The organism is Candidatus Poribacteria bacterium (genome assembly GCA_009839745.1).
Taxonomy (GTDB): domain Bacteria; phylum Poribacteria; class WGA-4E; order WGA-4E; family WGA-3G; genus WGA-3G.
The window spans coordinates 1-16521 of the sequence record VXPE01000112.1; the positions used below are offsets into that span (position 1 = coordinate 1).

19 protein-coding genes are annotated in these 16521 nt (G+C 48.1%); 8 read left to right on the forward strand and 11 right to left on the reverse strand.

Annotated elements, in window-relative coordinates; genetic code table 11:
* The first annotated feature begins 85 nt into the window (after window positions 1-85).
* Window positions 86-475 (forward strand): type II toxin-antitoxin system VapC family toxin, encoded by a 390-nt coding sequence (locus tag F4X88_17490; protein ID MYA58079.1) that lies wholly within the window; start codon window positions 86-88, stop codon window positions 473-475.
* Window positions 476-478: 3 nt separating this feature from the next.
* Here the strand turns inward: F4X88_17490 and F4X88_17495 are convergent, their stop codons facing one another.
* The 8 genes from F4X88_17495 to F4X88_17530 all read right to left on the reverse strand — a co-directional run bounded on the left by F4X88_17495 (window position 479) and on the right by F4X88_17530 (window position 8133).
* The gene (locus F4X88_17495) at window positions 479-1846 is read right to left on the reverse strand and encodes a 2-oxo acid dehydrogenase subunit E2 (protein MYA58080.1); all 1368 of its coding nucleotides are present in this window, start codon (window positions 1844-1846) and stop codon (window positions 479-481) included.
* Between the two features lie 18 nt (window positions 1847-1864).
* Window positions 1865-2161: a hypothetical protein gene (locus tag F4X88_17500; GenBank protein MYA58081.1), complete on the reverse strand. Its 297-nt coding sequence runs from the start codon at window positions 2159-2161 to the stop codon at window positions 1865-1867.
* Window positions 2162-2195: 34 nt separating this feature from the next.
* Window positions 2196-3215 carry a Gfo/Idh/MocA family oxidoreductase gene (locus F4X88_17505; protein MYA58082.1) on the reverse strand — a complete coding sequence of 340 codons (1020 nt, stop codon included), beginning with the start codon at window positions 3213-3215 and terminating at the stop codon, window positions 2196-2198.
* 110 nt (window positions 3216-3325) lie between these two features.
* Window positions 3326-3832, reverse strand: a complete 507-nt coding sequence (locus tag F4X88_17510) for a gamma carbonic anhydrase family protein (protein MYA58083.1) — start codon at window positions 3830-3832, stop codon at window positions 3326-3328.
* A 12-nt stretch (window positions 3833-3844) separates the two neighbouring features.
* A complete protein-coding gene (locus tag F4X88_17515; GenBank protein ID MYA58084.1) occupies window positions 3845-5503 on the reverse strand; it encodes a hypothetical protein in 1659 nt (552 codons plus the stop codon).
* A 131-nt stretch (window positions 5504-5634) separates the two neighbouring features.
* Window positions 5635-6393, reverse strand: coding sequence for an ABC transporter ATP-binding protein (locus F4X88_17520; GenBank protein ID MYA58085.1), 759 nt, complete (start codon window positions 6391-6393; stop codon window positions 5635-5637).
* Window positions 6390-7067, reverse strand: coding sequence for a hypothetical protein (locus F4X88_17525; GenBank protein ID MYA58086.1), 678 nt, complete (start codon window positions 7065-7067; stop codon window positions 6390-6392). Before F4X88_17525 ends, F4X88_17520 begins: the two co-directional genes overlap by 4 nt.
* Window positions 7068-7260: 193 nt before the next feature.
* A complete protein-coding gene (locus F4X88_17530) occupies window positions 7261-8133 on the reverse strand; it encodes a site-specific DNA-methyltransferase (GenBank protein ID MYA58087.1) in 873 nt (290 codons plus the stop codon).
* Between the two features lie 274 nt (window positions 8134-8407).
* On the opposite strand from F4X88_17530, the gene ruvX reads away from it, so the two are divergent.
* From ruvX to F4X88_17555, 5 genes are all read left to right on the forward strand, one after another.
* Window positions 8408-8935: a Holliday junction resolvase RuvX gene (gene ruvX, locus F4X88_17535; protein MYA58088.1), complete on the forward strand. Its 528-nt coding sequence runs from the start codon at window positions 8408-8410 to the stop codon at window positions 8933-8935.
* The gene (mltG, locus tag F4X88_17540; protein MYA58089.1) at window positions 8913-9965 is read left to right on the forward strand and encodes an endolytic transglycosylase MltG; all 1053 of its coding nucleotides are present in this window, start codon (window positions 8913-8915) and stop codon (window positions 9963-9965) included. Before ruvX ends, mltG begins: the two co-directional genes overlap by 23 nt.
* Before the next feature lie 150 nt (window positions 9966-10115).
* On the forward strand, window positions 10116-11402 hold the full coding sequence (lpxC, locus tag F4X88_17545; GenBank protein MYA58090.1) for a UDP-3-O-[3-hydroxymyristoyl] N-acetylglucosamine deacetylase: 1287 nt from the start codon (window positions 10116-10118) through the stop codon (window positions 11400-11402).
* Window positions 11403-11451: 49 nt separating this feature from the next.
* Window positions 11452-12273 (forward strand): acyl-ACP--UDP-N-acetylglucosamine O-acyltransferase, encoded by an 822-nt coding sequence (gene lpxA / locus F4X88_17550; protein MYA58091.1) that lies wholly within the window; start codon window positions 11452-11454, stop codon window positions 12271-12273.
* 64 nt (window positions 12274-12337) lie between these two features.
* Entirely contained in the window at window positions 12338-13141 is an 804-nt protein-coding gene (locus F4X88_17555; GenBank protein ID MYA58092.1) for an LpxI family protein, read from the forward strand.
* A gap of 50 nt (window positions 13142-13191) precedes the next feature.
* Here the strand turns inward: F4X88_17555 and F4X88_17560 are convergent, their stop codons facing one another.
* On the reverse strand, window positions 13192-13368 hold the full coding sequence (locus F4X88_17560) for a SelT/SelW/SelH family protein (GenBank protein MYA58093.1): 177 nt from the start codon (window positions 13366-13368) through the stop codon (window positions 13192-13194).
* 380 nt (window positions 13369-13748) lie between these two features.
* Here F4X88_17560 and F4X88_17565 point away from each other — a divergent pair, with 380 nt between their 5' ends.
* The gene (locus tag F4X88_17565; protein ID MYA58094.1) at window positions 13749-14549 is read left to right on the forward strand and encodes an energy transducer TonB; all 801 of its coding nucleotides are present in this window, start codon (window positions 13749-13751) and stop codon (window positions 14547-14549) included.
* 162 nt (window positions 14550-14711) lie between these two features.
* A complete protein-coding gene (locus tag F4X88_17570; protein ID MYA58095.1) occupies window positions 14712-15461 on the forward strand; it encodes an SDR family NAD(P)-dependent oxidoreductase in 750 nt (249 codons plus the stop codon).
* A 16-nt stretch (window positions 15462-15477) separates the two neighbouring features.
* Here F4X88_17570 and F4X88_17575 read toward each other — a convergent pair whose 3' ends face one another.
* Window positions 15478-15945: a DUF983 domain-containing protein gene (locus F4X88_17575; protein MYA58096.1), complete on the reverse strand. Its 468-nt coding sequence runs from the start codon at window positions 15943-15945 to the stop codon at window positions 15478-15480.
* Entirely contained in the window at window positions 15839-16519 is a 681-nt protein-coding gene (locus tag F4X88_17580; protein MYA58097.1) for a sugar transferase, read from the reverse strand. The genes F4X88_17575 and F4X88_17580 overlap by 107 nt, the downstream gene beginning before the upstream one ends.
* Window positions 16520-16521: the final 2 nt, after the last annotated feature.

Here is a 16521-nt window from a genome sequence, read left to right on the forward strand (position 1 = left end):
CTTAAACTTGTAGGCACAATCTCGCCTGAAGACCTTGAAATCATGAAACAGGCAATTGAAGAAGGGTGTGAACAGATTGATGAATCTGAGTGGTAAATATCTGCTTGATACCAACGTTGTCATTGCATTGTTTGCTGGTGATCTGATGGTCCAAGAGAAAGTGAGAAATGCAGAGTACATCGTAGCAGCTCCGCCTGTAATCGGTGAGCTCTGTTTTGGTGCACAGAAATCTAACAAAGTCACGGAGAATCTGCATAAAATTGACATATTCGTGCAACAAAGTATCGTTTTCCCTTGTGATTTAGAGACAGCACAATGGTACGGAATCATCAAAGACAGGTTGCGTCGGAAGGGCCGCCCTATCCCGAACAATGATATCTGGATCGCAGCAATTGCTTTACAATATGACTTGATTCTTGTCACACGAGACTCACATTTTGATGAAGTAGAATCTCTACAGACAGAATACTGGTAACTTCTACACCAACAACAGATACGGGTCTTGAATATAACTGGAGACTGTTTGTAGGAACTGCGCTGCAGGGGCACCATCTATCACACGATGGTCGAACGTCAAACTCAAGGTCAGCATGCTCCGAACAACAATCTCATCGTCGTGAACGACTGGCTTCTTCAGAATCCGTCCCACCCCAAGAATAGCACTTTCCGGTGGATTGATGATAGGCGTGAACGCATCAACCCCGAAATTCCCAAGATTCGTAATGGTAAAGGTCCCACCCTGAAGTTCACTCGGTGTCAGTTGATTACTGCGTGCCCGCTCTGCGAAATCTCTCACCTGTTCAGAAATTTCAGATAACCGCTCCGTGTCGGCATTTCTGACGACAGGGACTACCAACCCATCGTCCAATGCGACTGCCACACCGATGTTAATTTCCGGCAATAGATGAATGCCTTCATCCGTGAGTGTTGTGTTGAGGCGCGGATGTTCCCCCAAAGCGTTTGCGACGACTTTAACGAGCAGATCGGTGTAGGTGAGACTCACCTCTCTCGCCTGTAGCTTATCGTTGAGCATTCCACGGAGTTCGACGAAAGCCGTTGCGTCAACCTCTGTGTGGAGTGTGACGCTGGCGTTGGTTTGAAGACTCATGGTCATCCGTTCTGCGATAATTTCACGGATGCCCCCCATAGGAATAACCTCTGTCGCCTGTTGAAGAGCGGGTGCCTCTATAACAGGGGTTTCAGCGGCGGCTGCGCTCGCTTGCAACACATCGTCACGGACAATCCTGCCATCGGGTCCCGAACCGACGATTGAAACCAGATCGACGCCGTGCTCCTTCGCCAATCGCCGGGCAAGCGGTGATGCCTTCAGTCGTGTCGTTTCTTCGATTGGAGCGGGTCCTCTTAAGTCAATATATCGCTGGACATCGCTCTCAAGGATGCGTCCCCCGGGTCCAGAGGCTTTGACTTCGGTCAAATCAATAGCGAGTTTTTCGGCGAGTTGGCGTGCCGCTGGCGAGGCTTTCGGTTGAACAGTTGGCGTTGGTGGTGTTGCCTTGGGTTGTGCAGGTTGTACTGATGCTTGCGGTTCCGGTGGGGTGTCCACTTCGACTGTCCCCGTGTCCGCCTCAACGCGTGCCACTTTCTCTCCGGGTGCACCGATAATCGCTAACAGGGCGTTGACGGGGACATTGGCACCTTCCTCAGCCAGCAATTGCGCGATAACGCCATCCGTGGGGGATTCCTGCTCATGGACGACCTTATCGGTTTCAATCTCTAACAGCGGCTGTCCTTGTGTGACGGTATCGCCCTCCTTCACCAGCCATTTCCCGATTTTTCCCTTTGTCATCGTCTGATCCATCTGAAGCATTTTTAACTCAACTGCCATTTTTTCTCCTATTTTTCCTCATGAATGTCCTTCGATCAGTTCAATCAGTAGCTCAACATTCGCATCTTTTTCCAGAATCAGTGCAAATTTATGATACTCGTCGCCCTTGAAGATCGCCTGAATGAAGGGGCTCAACGCAATTAAGAGTTGGCTCCCCAAAAAGTTAAGCGGCTTACCGGTCTCTAAAAAGAGAATTGCGGGCGCGGTTAGACCGCGCCGGACAATCCATGTTGCAGCCTTTTCAAGCAGGGCGCGTTGCTCGGACTCAGGAATATCTTCAAGGACACGTGGGATTTCAGGGTTTGGATTGAACACAGCCAGCACCGAAGCCCTTACGCATACACAACCCTTAAATCTCTAAGTCGCTCAGGTAATCAGCGATCTGCTTGGGTTGTCCATCAAGCGTTGTTTCCATTGCGGCGATGACAAGCACGAAACTTTTGATATTGTCCTCAATCCGCGTATCAGAAGGTTCGCCACCATCGAGCCAGTTCAGGAATTCATCAAAGAGATGCTGATGTGCTTGGTAGGGAATTGCCGGTGCCTCATAGACTTCGGTCTCTCCCCCCACACGGTGGATCGTCATCTGGTTGCCGCCTGCGATTTCCACAGCACCCTCCTCAAACTCAGCGCGATAGTGTTCATGGTTCCAACAATTGACGATACCCGCCGATGAACTGTTGCCTTCATAAGAGGTATGGACACCGTTATCCATCCGCATTACATAGAAACCGCTGGAGTAATGCTGGAAACTCGACCATTCCGGATTCCATCCAAATCCGATTAAGGTTTCACAATCGCCACCGGAGAGGAACCGAAGCATGTCAAGATGATGAACAGAGCCTTCAAAAAGAAGCCCGAAATCCATATCGTGTCGCCACGCTTTGCCCCACGAAAGATAACGCCGATAATCGCACGCATATCTCCCGACAATGTGTTGCAGCCGTCCCAATCTACCCTCATCGCGGATACGAATCAATTCCTGTTTATTATCTGCATACCGATAGTTTTGGATAATCGCACACGGTAATCCCGTTTTTTGAGCGGTGTGCACCATCGCTTTTGCTGCGTCTAAGGTGTCCGCAATCGGTTTTTCACAGATAACCGGCATCCCGTTTTCCATAGCCGCAATTGCAGCAGGACTGTGAAATTGCGGTGGGACCGCAATACCACAGAAGTCAGCTTTGACTTCTGCACACGCCTCGTTAAAGTCTGTGAAGAGTTGTGAAGTGCCGAGTCCTAATGCCTCGCCCTGTGCTGTGAGAACATCTGTACTCACATCCGCTAAACCAACGATTTCGATCCGGTCGCTGAAATTGTTCGTGAAATTGTTGATCCAGCCACCAGCCATACCACTGCCACCTATCATTAAACACGTTCGTTTTGCCATTTTTTTAACGATTGCTCCTGGGCGTTGCCTCCGTTGTCGGCAACGATCTAAAATTAGTAAAAAACCTACTTTAGGTTATGAAAAGTTTCCTAAAGATTTTGCATCAGTTTGCCACGTAAAACGTAATCGTCCTTGCCGCGTCGGACGCGCTCAAGTTCCGCCTCGGTCGCCTCACGGCGCACCTTTGCTGGAACTCCCATCGCCACTGCACCCGGTGGGATTTTCTGTCCTTCTCGGACAAGCGTCCCAGCTGCGACAACGGCATTTTCGCCAATCACCGAACCCGTCAGGAGAATCGCTCCCATGCCGATCAGTGCTCCATCCCCAATCGTGCAACTATGGAGGATTGCACCATGCCCGATCGTAACATCATCACCGATGAGACACGGAATCTCCTTGTCCATGTGTATCACTGCACCGTCCTGAACGTTCGTGCGACATCCGATTCGGATCGGCTCTAAATCCCCACGGAGCACGCTGTTAAACCAGATGCTCGATTCTTCCCCAATTGTCACATCGCCAATAACCATCGCTCCTGGAGCGACAAAAACAGACGGATGCACGTTCGGGGTTATGCCTTCATATTCTATCAACATATGCCTTCCTAACTAAAAAAATTGCTGTGCAACCAACAACTTGCGGAGATTTCCTATTCCCCATCTATAAGATATTCCGAATACACCCACAAGGAGGATTATCAACCCAACAAATACGACGAGACTTCCCGTATACCATGCTATGACCACGCCAAGAACAAGTGCCACATCAATAATAAGCACCACTGTGAACGTTAAAACCCGAAGGATTGGCTTCCGTGTTTTTGATAGGGTGGTTGTCAATTCTGCCATCCACGATAAAGTTCCAACCGCTGTATTCAAGGCGCACGCCGTCGGAAGCGTTAAGAGAGGCGTTAGCATCACTGGCATCCACGTATCCTTTGGAATTTGGAGTAAACACACAGCAAACAGAGACCAGAATTCAGCATAAACCAGCGCACAGAGAAACGCAGTCAGGAATTTACTCGTGAACACCAACCTCGGCGTAACAGGGGCGGCTTTCAGCATCCACCATGTTTTCGCTTCATCTCGGAGACCGTTACAGCTGATACCGAAGGTAATCAGCATACTATACAGAACTATCTGCACAGTAAGCACCAGTCCAGCGTTCGTATCCGCACTGCCTTCCTGCACGAGTAAGATAGCGATGTGAACCACCAGAAACAGCGTGAGCATCGCAATGGCAATTAACCGTCCACTGTGCCGGACGAAAATGAGAAAGTCCTTTAGCATCATAGATCGTATCTTACCACGTCCGATCGCAAGCCGCATGCGTTCCAGATACGATGCTTTAGAAGCATTGGTGCTCCGCACGGATTTACGCTTGGAAACTTTCAACTGCCGAATATTTTCCCAACCGCGGCGATAAATCAATTGTGCGACGAGCACTGCCATCCCGACAGCGGTGAGACTTCCTCCAACACCGCCCAATACCCATCTCAACCCGACACCTATTGTGGATTCAGTCACCCAACTCAACAGCAATTTTCCAATCCACTCGTGTGGATACCACGCAGCAGTCGTATCCGTTGTTCTCTCGGAAGCCCAATCGAGCAACAATTGCTTTAGGTGGATCGGCTCAAACTCGAAAAATAGTGTTAACGATAACAGAAAACCTACCGCTACGCCGATTGCAGTGCCGAGTACCTTGAGTGTTGCGAGAAGCCATCCAGATGAAAAGAAACGCGCAATCAACATTACACTGACGGTGACATAACTCGCAATCATTAACAAAAGACACACGCACACTGGAAATAGAACTGCGTAAAAATGCCACGGTAATTCAAATATCAGACCGAACGCTACCCACGGAGGTCCTAAAAAACAGAGGATACTCAGAAAGCGCGTGATAGTGAGATGAATGAACTTATACCCGAAAATTGCGAGTGGTTGAATCGGTGCAGCGTGTAACAATGCCGTGTCCGGTGCTTCATATAGACTCTTCAGCGAACTCTCCATCAATTCCTTGGCAACCACAATAATCCCGAAGAGCATGAACCCATTAATGACACCCAGCAGAAGTCTCGGTTCCGCCTCAGTGCGTCGTAAATGCGCGAAGAGGGAATTTCCTAACACCGAGAGTGCAACGATGAAGACGAGATACCCGATACCCTTTAAAGCGGCTTTTCGCCATGCTTCGCCACCACGACTCAGTCCATTTAACCACCCTCGCAAATCCGCTCTCAGCAGAATTATCACATTTCTCAACATTTTTTAAACTATTGCTTCTGGGCCGCTGCGTCCGTTGTCCTTGCGGGTCTTCGGTTACTTCGCAACTGGATTTGAGAATCTTGACAGAAAAAAGCAGTCCAAAGCACACAGCCCATGTCGAAAAGGAAAATTTAAAAATCTGCGGTAAGATCGAGAAAGATATCCTCAAGGGTCGCCGTCCTATCCTGACCAGCATCGACGGGTCGTCCGTGGTCCCCCTGCCTTTCCTGCTGCAACTCTGCAAGGGTCCCCACAGCAATCAGTTGTCCCTTACTGATAATACCGACTCTATCGCAAATACGTTCGGCAATTTCAAGAATGTGTGTTGTCATAAATACAGTGGAGCCCCGCTCACAACGTTCGCGCAAGAGTTCCCTGACAGTTCGGGCACTCCTCGGATCCAAGCCACTGGTTGGTTCATCAAGAAAAAGAATTTGCGGGTGATGCACAAGGACCGAGATGAGCAGGATTTTCTTCTGCATGCCGTAGGAATACCCCTTGATTTGATCGTCAGCAGCCTCGGTCAGCTCGAGTTGCTCCAGTAGCATACCCATCTCATTTTCGGCCTGCTCCGGCGGCACTTCATACAAATCCGCTATCATCCGGACAAACTGTCTACCGCTCAATGCCTCATAAAGTTGAGGCGTATCGGGCATCAGTCCGAGAATCGCCTTTGCCTGTAAACTCTGTTTCTGAATGTCAAAACCGCCGAGCGTTGCGGTGCCAGATGTCGGGCGGAGTAAGCCCGTGAGCATATTGATTGTCGTCGTCTTCCCGGCTCCATTCGGCCCAAGGAATCCGAATATTTCACCGGCATCTACCTCAAGTGTCAATGCATCTACAGCACACAATTTACCGAAATATTTCGTTAAACTTAAGGTTTTAATCATTTGCGATTACTGCCTAAGACATCACTTTTAAGTTCTGCAAGCACTCGATCAATGTCAGAATCATCTGCGTTTTTTGTCCCATCAGTGGCATCGCGGCGATTTCGGTTTTCCCACATTTCTGCTTTTTCTTCGGCTATTTTCAATTTGTGTTCAGCCCGCGCGAAAGCAGTGGAGAGAGCATTTTCCGCTGTCGCGATTAATTTATAGAGTTCCGAGCGGGTCTCTGCTTGTTTCTGACGGTGGGATAGGGTTTCAGCGTCCCCCGCTGCGCTTCGGAATTGCTGATAAAATTCGTGAAGTGCTGTTTTGAGGGTCGTTACGACTGCTGCCTGCGCAGCAATTTGACGTTTATAACCGTCTGCGAGGTTCAAGTGGTGTTGCCTGCGTCGTTGTGCTTCCCTTGCGCGTGTTGTGTCCTGATTTTGTAAAGCAGTGTCAGCCTTTTTACTCCATACGTTTGCTGTATCAATAGCCTCCTGATAGGTGCGTTTGAGTGTCTGTTCATCTGCGATCGCTATTGCTACCAGATCTTTTGCTTCATCAAGCCGCACTTTCATGTCAACAATGGCTTTATCCAGCAGCGATTCGGTACCCTCCACTGCTTCCAGAAACCGGTTTATATTCTCTCGAATGTCTTCTGAAATCTCCCTAAATCTTTTCATCATCGCCTCCATCGTTCCATTATATCCAGTTTGCCGAGAAAATCAAGCGGAAACTTTTATCTTTATGAAAATCTAACCCGCCTCTGTGCCTATCGCCATAATGTAGCCGTCACTCTTATTAGAAACATTGGGCTGGAAAAAGATATTTAAAGAAACAATGTTTGACTTTTGAACGAAATGAGAAAATCAGATACCGCTATTCTATCTAATGCTGGCATAATGCTGTATAATTAGCATTGACGAGTTCGACCCCATAAAGCGCCATTCTATCCATGATTAGACGGATTGCGGGAATATTATTATCGATTAAAATTGAGGAACGATTGTGAAGTGCTGCAGACTCACCGAGAGTGCCGCTGCCCGCAAAAAAATCTAAAAGGGTATCACCGGGTGAAGAATGCACCTTGACGATACGGTTAAGGATGCCAAGCGGTTTTTGGGTCGGATACCCCGTCTTTTCACCGCCATTCGTAGCAACAATCGTATGCCACCAGACATCGGTCGGTGTTTTACCGCGTGCTGCCTTTGCTTTTCCGACTAACCCAGGTGCCATATACGGAATTCTGTCCATTTCATCGAAGTTGAAGGTGTAGTGTTCCGGCGTTTTGGCATACCACAAGATGTTATCGTGTTTCGCAGGCCACCTTGACTTGGGCCTTCCTCCGTAATCGTAAGCCCAAATAATCTCATTGACGAAAGATTCACGTCCGAAAATCTCATCAAGCACTACTTTACAATAATGCACTTCACGGTAATCAATATGGAGGAAGAAACTGCCGTGCGGATGAAGCACACGATACGCCTCTTCAAAACGAGGTCGCAAAAACTGTAGATAAGTATCTGAACTCTCAAACTTATCGGTGTAATGCATGGTTTTGCCTTTGCGGGTTCGGTACGTTCTTCCTTGGAAGCCGACCCGATCGCCCTCGGCATCCTGTTCGACTTGGATCTCTGTCCGCTGTTGAAGTTTTCCCGTGTTAAACGGCGGATCAATATAAATCAAGTTAACGCTGTCATCAGGAACATACGTTTGAAGAATTTCAAGATTATCGCCATAATAAAGTTGATGCTTAGACATTCGATTTCCTGTTCTGTATACAATAGGGTGTGAGCGAGCTTCCCGCTGCAAGCGGCAAAAAGGAATCAATTTCAGTTTTTAATATCGCTTGCGATTTCCCTTCCCTTTTCCTCAGCAAAATTATACCAGTGTTATGGCAATTTATCAAGTTTCTGTATACTATGTTTAGGCACATGAGATTTTCCTTGACGCAACAAAATATTTCGTGTAAAATTTTAAGAGCAGTATTGTGAGACTCACTGAAATCTGGGAATGGAAGTTCTTTCTCGGTATTATGGGCTATCTGACTGTCACCTTTTTTGGATTCGGGTCGCTTCTAATTTTTTGTTTCTTTGCACAGGAGTTTCATTTAAAAATGGAAATCTTACTCGGATTAGATGTCGGTGATACACGGATTGGGGTTGCGCTCAGTGACGCTCTCGGTGTTGCGGCACATCCACTGTGCACGCTCACCCGAAAGAATCGGCAGGTTGATTTAATTGCGATCTCGGATCTGGTTTCTATCCATAAGGTGGAATGTATCGTGATCGGCTTGCCCATCTCTCTTGACGGTTCCATTGGGACGCAAGCGCAGAAGATCCAGAAGTTTGCACAACGTCTGGAGCAGGTCATTGACATTCCGATCAAATTTCAGGATGAACGCTTTACAACCGCTGAAGCAGAAGATATTTTGCGTGAACTTAACAAAGACACAAAAACAGAAAAAGAACTTATCGATGAGGTAGCAGCGGTAATTATTCTCACAGATTATTTGAATAGCGAGCGGGAGATTTCTAACGATGTCCAGAGCCCCATCGTTTAAAATTCTCTCAAGAACACGAAAGATTCATGTAGGTATACTGACGCTCTGCTGTCTTAGTGTTCTCTGTCTCATTGCTCTGCTGATAGGGGTATCCCTGACGCGTCCCGCTACATCGTCAGAAGAGGTTGTCAATTTTGACGTGCCAGTGGGGAGTAGTTCCCGGACAATCGCAAAGCGATTAATTGAACAAAAGTTGATACGCAGCGAACATGTCTTTCGTTTAGCTGTCCGATATAGAGGGACTGGTAAACGCCTACAAGCTGGAACCTATGTGTTACAGCGGAACATGGCACTATGGGACCTCCTCGATGAATTTGAAAAGGGACAGGTTACACTGGTCAGCTGGACGGTGCCAGAGGGTTTAACAACAGCCGCCATTGCTGAACTTTGGGAAACGAGCGGCTTTGGCACAGCGGCGGCATTTCGGAAAGCCTCCGAATCCCAGCATTTGTTGGATCGGTATGGGCTTACAGACAAAACCGTGGAGGGCTATCTTTTTCCGAATACATACAAATTCGCAAAAGGCACAACAACTGAGACAGTTGTTGAGATGATGCTTGATGAATTTAAACAGCAATGGACAGAAAAATTTGAGGAGGAGGCACAAAATTTAGGGCGTACCCGTCACGAAATCGTAACGCTTGCTTCTGTCATTGAAAAGGAAGCACAATCCGATTCGGAACGTCCCCGTATTTCAAGTGTCTTTCATAACCGACTTACACGAAAGTGGAAACTTCAGGCAGATCCAACAGTGCTTTATGCCTTAGGGAACCCCAAAAGTCCCTTAACAAAAGCCGATCTACAGGTGGAGTCGCCTTATAACACCTATAAATACAAGGGTTTACCGCCTGGTCCCATTGCGAATCCGGGGATTGATTCAATTGTAGCCGCACTGCGCCCTGAAAAAACAGCCTATCTCTACTTCGTGGCGATAGGCGAAGGAAAGCACCACTTTTCAAAGACGCTTTCAGAACACAATAGAATGATACGAAAAATGCGGCGTGCGTCTCGTAAGCATGTTCCGCAGTAATAACAAAACAGCGGTCGGTTCTCCATCGGCAGTCACTCGGATGGCAGGGTGGACCGGTGAAAAGATGAGTACTCAAACCGAAGAACCCTCCGTCTTTCATGCGAAAACGCAAGCCCCAGCGGGGCGAAATGTGTATAGGAATCAAAGCGAATGGCAACAGCTGATTTACAGCAAACAATTCAAAATGAAATAACAATTACAGGAAAAGGGTTAATGTTGGGAGAACCTGTGACATTAACCTTGAAACCAGCCCCCGCGGACTCCGGCATCGTCTTTCGACGGGTGGATCTCGCTGGTGCCCCAGAAGTGAAGGTATGTCAGGAAAACTGGGTGGATATTCTGCCGCGATGCACCAGTTTACGCAGCGGTGATACAGCCGTTAGCAGCGTCGAACACATCCTCTCAGCACTCGGTGGTCTCGGCGTTGACAACGCGACAGTGGAACTTGACGCATCGGAACCCCCTGGGCTTGATGGGAGTGCGGTGCCATACGTCGAAAGTATTCAAGCAGTAGGACTCGTCCCACAAGATATACCCCGAAAATTTATTGAAGTCACAGAGCCGTTTGCGGTTTCTGTAGCGGATAAGCAACTCGTGTTGCTACCTGCCGACGCGTTTGAGGTGACATTCGTTTACGCACATCCACAGACGAAACCACAAACAACGACACTCAAAATAACCCCAGAATCATACGCTCACGACATTGCCCCCGCCCGGAGTTTTTGTTTTGAAGATGAAATTGAAGCCCTACAAGCACTCGGTATTGGGAAAGGTGCAAGTTACGACAATGTCGTCGTTATCAATGCCGCAGGTGAATCCAGCACATCCCTGCGGTTTGAAGACGAGTTTGTGCGCCATAAAATCCTTGATTTGATTGGCGACCTCTACTTAGCAGGACACATGCCGAAGGCACATGTCCTGGCAATGCGGACCGGACATCTGTTCCATGCGGAATTCGTGCAAGCCCTCGCCGATGCCGGTCACCTTCAACAGACACCTGTTCAAGAACCGATTGAGGTAATGGATATCTATGAAGTGCTGCCCCACCGACATCCAATGTGCATGGTGGATAGAGTTATTGAATACGAAAGTAAAAAACGCGCCGTAGGCATCAAGAACGTGACTTACAACGAACCGATTTATGAGGGGCATTTTCCGACGCGCCCTGTGATGCCAGGGGTGTTACAAATTGAAGCACTCGCGCAACTCGCAGCATGGCTCGTCCTTCGAGACATCGGTAAGGAAGGGGAACTTGGCTATTTCCGTTCAATCAACAAGGCAACATTCCGACGCGCTGTCATTCCGGGGGACCAACTCCGACTGGAAATAGAGGTCGCCCAACTACGGAGCCGAATTGCACGCATCGAAGGACGCGTCTACGTAGGAGACAAACTCGCTACAGAAGCAGAACTGTCAATCGTATTGGCATCTGTCTGATTTATGGTTGTCAACTGACTGCTGATAACTACTAAACGGAGGGACATCTGTGCTAGAAACCAACATTCACCCTACGGCTATTATCTCTCCAAAAGCGATATTGGAAGAAGGGGTTAAGATTGGCCCCTACAGTCTTGTCGGTGAAGAGGTCCATATAGGGCGCGGTACCGTGATTGGTCCCCACGTTCAGATTGAAAAATGGACAACTATTGGCGAAGAATGCAAAATCTTCTTCGGGGCTACCATCGGTAACGAATCCAAAGATCTGAAATACGGGGGGTGGCGGAGTTATGTGAAAATCGGGAACCGCAATATACTCCGCGAATACGTCTCGATCTCCAGGTCATCCTTTGAAGAGGAAGCAACTATTGTTGGGGACAATAATCTGCTGATGAATTGGGTTAACCTCGCACACGATACTATCGTCGGTAATCGAATAATCATGGCAAACTTTGTCTCGCTTGCGGGGCATGTCGTGATTGAAGATGATGTTCGACTGGGAGCGCATGCGGCACTGCACCAATACGTGCGCGTAGGCAAGATGGCAATGGCAGGCGGTTTCTCAAAGATCGTCCAGGATATTCCCCCCTTTGCTCTCTCCGCCGGACAACCCGCGCGTGTCCGAGACCTCAACCGTATCGGTATCCGAACCTCACGGATTAACCCTTTATCACAACTCACACCTGAAACACTCGCGGCGTTAAAGAAGGCGTTCCGCATTTTGTTCCGATCAGGACTCCCCCTCAAGCATGCTGTCACCAGAGTCAGAGAAACACTTGAGCCAACGCCGGAAGTTGAATATTTACTCAAATTTATAGAAACCTCCAAACGTGGTATAGGGTTTAGTCAACCGAACCGGACATCTTTTTAATGTTCCTTGCGGTTCGGTTCGGTGGGTTTCAAGTTTGACGTTTTTCCGCAAGGTAAAATTAAAAATGGAAAAATTGGGTATCATTGCAGGCGCAGGTGAACTCCCCGTGCTATTAGCACGTGCCGCTGCTGCCCATGAACGACAACCCGTTATCATCCAAATCACCAAGTCTGATGCGCAACGCTTTGCCGGAATCGAATGTGAACTTCATACGTATGGAGTCGGTCAGATTCAAAAGATCGCCCGAACCCTTCTCAATTCAGGCGTGAAAGAGGTTGTGATCATCGGGAAAGTCGAAAAAAATATCCTCCTTCGTCCCTTTCAAATTGATACGACCACGATTAAAATTCTGGTCCAGAACCGGCGCGAAAAACCTTCCGTAATCGTCAACGCTGCCCTTAACTATCTCGAATCTGTCGGACTTACCATCCTCACCCAAGATCGATATCTCCAACACCTGCTTCCACAGCCCAGCGTTTTAACAACTCGACAACCGACCGCGAGCCAATGGGCAGATATTAAACTCGGCATTAGTATCGCTCGCCAGATAGCAAACATGGATATTGGGCAAACGGTTGCGGTTAAGAATCAGATTGTGCTTGCTATGGAAGCCATTGAAGGAACGGACGCGACTATTCAGAGGGGCGGAAATTTGGGAAAGCAGGGAATCGTTGTTGCGAAAGCCGCAGCTGAGAACCACGATTTTCGGATTGATGTGCCGACGGTGGGACTGCAAACACTTGAGGTGCTGCATGACGTTAAAGCGAGTGTGTTAGCAGTGGAAGCGTGCCGAACTTTTATGATAGATACCGATGTGCTGATTCAGCAAGCAGACCGCTGGAAGATCGCAATCGTTGCTGTAAAGTAACAAAAAACGGAGGTAGTAAATAACCACCTCCGCCTTTCCAAAGACGCTGGCTACGCCGCTGCGTCCATTGCGGCTGTTATCTGCTCCGTCGTCGGAAACTGTCCGGTTTCTAACTTTGAATAGAGCAGTGTCCCGTTCAGCGAGACTTCAAAAGCCCCACCACTACCAGGGATTAGATCAACTGTCTTAACCGCCGCACCATATTTCTGTTTCAAGGCATCTGCCAAACTGGCTGCCCGTGGTTGGTAGTTTCAGGCGGTGCAGTATTCGATTCTCACTTCCATGGATATTGTTCCTCCTCAATTAATTTTGACATTGCCTGTCGCCATAAATTCAATCGTCTGTTTTAAAATTTTACAACAAACAGTGGAAAATTGCAAATTTTTTCGTTCCTTTACAAATTAGTGAAGATTGGCACAGATTTTGCTACGTTCGGTGTAAATACTTGATTCCGTCAAGAAGTTGAAAAGGGTATCTAAAGTCTGTAAAGTTGTTTCCAAGTCGTAAGATACCTCAACAGTTTCAGGCACACCGCAACTTTAGCACACTTGCAAACTTTCAAGCGTGGAACTCACCGATGCGAAGTTAGTACATAGGTATTTAAATTATGAACAGGTCTGTCCAATTTCTGAACAAGTCTCTATCTTTATCTATCTGCGTTCACTTGATAGGCGTTGCAATTGCAGCGATATCTATCATCGGGACAGTAGACAAACATGGCGATGCGATTGTCGCTGAATTTGTCTCGTTCCCAGAGACACAACAGATCCGCGAGCCACGTCGGAAACTCAAAGTGCCAGTATTAACACAGATAGATTTCATCCGCCCGCAGCCCGAGCGTATTCGGACGATTTCAGAAGCCGTCCACATACCACAAAGCAAAACACAACTCGCTATTGATACGCTCCCGGTTTCAAGTGTTCATCAGACAACGCCAACAGAAATTGGAATAGACGGTGTAAAAACACTTCAGGGTAGCTTACCACTTCGGGCACCCGATCGGGTTTCACAACCGATCCGTTTGACCTCCAAAGGGATCCCCCGTCCAGAGTGGACATTGACACCAACCGTCATTGCAAGCACTGAAGTCTCTGAACTACCACCAGTGCCAGCACTGCAGGAGGAACCCACACAAGATGCCCGGTTCTTCCGTAAAGTCGATCCGATATATCCCGAATCTGCCCGGCTTTCCCACACGGAAGGACTCGTTGTGCTTGAAGCGACAATCGGTCCAGATGGCATCGCGAGAAACATCAAAGTTATCAAGGTAATTGAGGTTGGTGGATTAGGGTGTGAAGAAGCGGCAATTACGGCACTCAAAGCATCCCGATTCGTGCCAGCGAAACGGGGCAAAGAGGTTGTCAGTCAACGTCTGCGCATTCCCTACCGTTTCCAGTTTAAAAGTTAGATGTCTCCCCTGTGATCTCCTATCTAACACCGTAAACTCTACGTGTGTCTCCCCCGATATCAAAATAAAAATACTTGCACTATCCGTATATCACCCTTATAATCTTCATTACTGAAGTTGATAATACGGGGATTATTTCTGCCATTTTCAAGGAGATAAACGATGGACATTCGACTTAACGATAAGGTGGCTGTGATTACCGGTGGCTCCACAGGTATTGGTGCCGCAACCGCGATTGAATATGCTAAAGCAGGCGCAAAAGTCGTTTGCGGCGACATCAATGAAAAAGACGCTCAAAAAACACTCAATACAATTGTTGAAGCAGGTGGGATTGCTAAATTTCAACGCACCGATGTCACCGTCGAGACTGAAGTAGCGGATTTGATGGAAATCGCCGATACGGAATACGGCGGGATTGACATTTTGGTAACTTCCGCAGGTGTCCTGCGTGGACCGAGTGTCCGCATCGATGATTTTGAAGCTGCGACCTTCGATTCAGTTATCGATGTGAATCTCAAAGGCACATTCTTCGCCCTCAAACATGCTGTTCCAATAATGAAACGTGGGGGTGGTGTTATCCTGTGTATCGCCTCTGGTGCCGGGGTCCGCGGTGGGAGTTCCTCGGTTGCTTATGCGTCCAGCAAGGGGGGTGTCAACGGGCTTGTCATGACGGTAGAAAATCAGGTTGCGTCAATGAATATCCGTATGCATACCATCTGTCCCGGTGGCCTCGCAACCCCACTCAAACTCGGACAGATCGCAGAATCGGCAAAGCGGGATGGACATGATCCAGATGCGGCGGTCGCGAATGCCCGTAACTCACTTGGTGACCCAGCGGGAGTCGCACGGGTCCTCACATTCCTCGCCTCCGATGCAGGCGCGTACACCCGCGGTCAAATTTTCACGCGGTGAACCTTACAACTTGGACCTATGCGGAAAAAGCATAGTCAAAGTTCAGCCACAAACTCTTTGAATAACGGTAGAAGAGAACGGGGAAGATCGCGGAAAAGAGTGCCCACACACCTAAATTAACGTAGAAAGGAATAGAAGTCAAGGTCTCAAATAGAAAATAACTTGGAAAAGCGATAAGGACTGTCGCGCCGTAATTGAGGTACATGGCACCGATAAAGTAACCCGATTCTCGTTCAAACTTTAAATCACAGACGCTGCAATGGACACACATCCTGAAATAGGTTTGAAACAGCGTGCCTTCACCGCACCGGGGGCATTTCAGTTGAAAACTACGTCGCAGGATTCTACCGAGGTCTCCGAACGTTATTTTCATTGGATTAGTAGGTATTGTTATCCCAAAAGACTTTGAAGGTTCGGAGGAGGATTTTAAAATCGTTCCAGAAAGATAGATTCTCAATGTATTCCAAATCAACAGGGATGCCATCTCGGATCGCTCCTTGTCGATGTGGACTCAGCTGCCAGAGACCTGTCATCCCGGGACGGACGAGGTGGCGCTGATTTTCCCAAAGTTCATAATGTTCGGCAAGAAAGGGCATTTCTGGACGCGGACCCACGAGGCTCATTTCGCCCTTTAGCACATTGAACAGTTGGGGTAACTCATCCAAACTCGTTTTACGGAGCCATCTGCCGACCGGTGTAATGCGTTTGTCATCAATCGCGCCAGGTTTTTCGGAATAGGAGGGCGTATCCACATGGAGGCTCCGAAACTTGTGGATAACAAACTGTTCGTTTTTTAGACCAACCCGCTTGTGTGAGAAAAAGACGGTACCGCGTGAGGTGAGTTTAATGAGAATGGCAATCAGTGCCATGAGAGGGGCGAAGATAATGATAAGGAAAAATGCGGCAATAGCGTCAAACAAATGTTTGCCACGCGTTGCATAGAAAGAGGAGAGTCGTTCCACAAGAGTCCCTGTTTTTGATATTTTTGGCGAAGCATGCAAGCCGGTTTCGCTTGCATCTTTTCCTATCTGGTCTATGTTTCTTGATAGGAATGGCATGA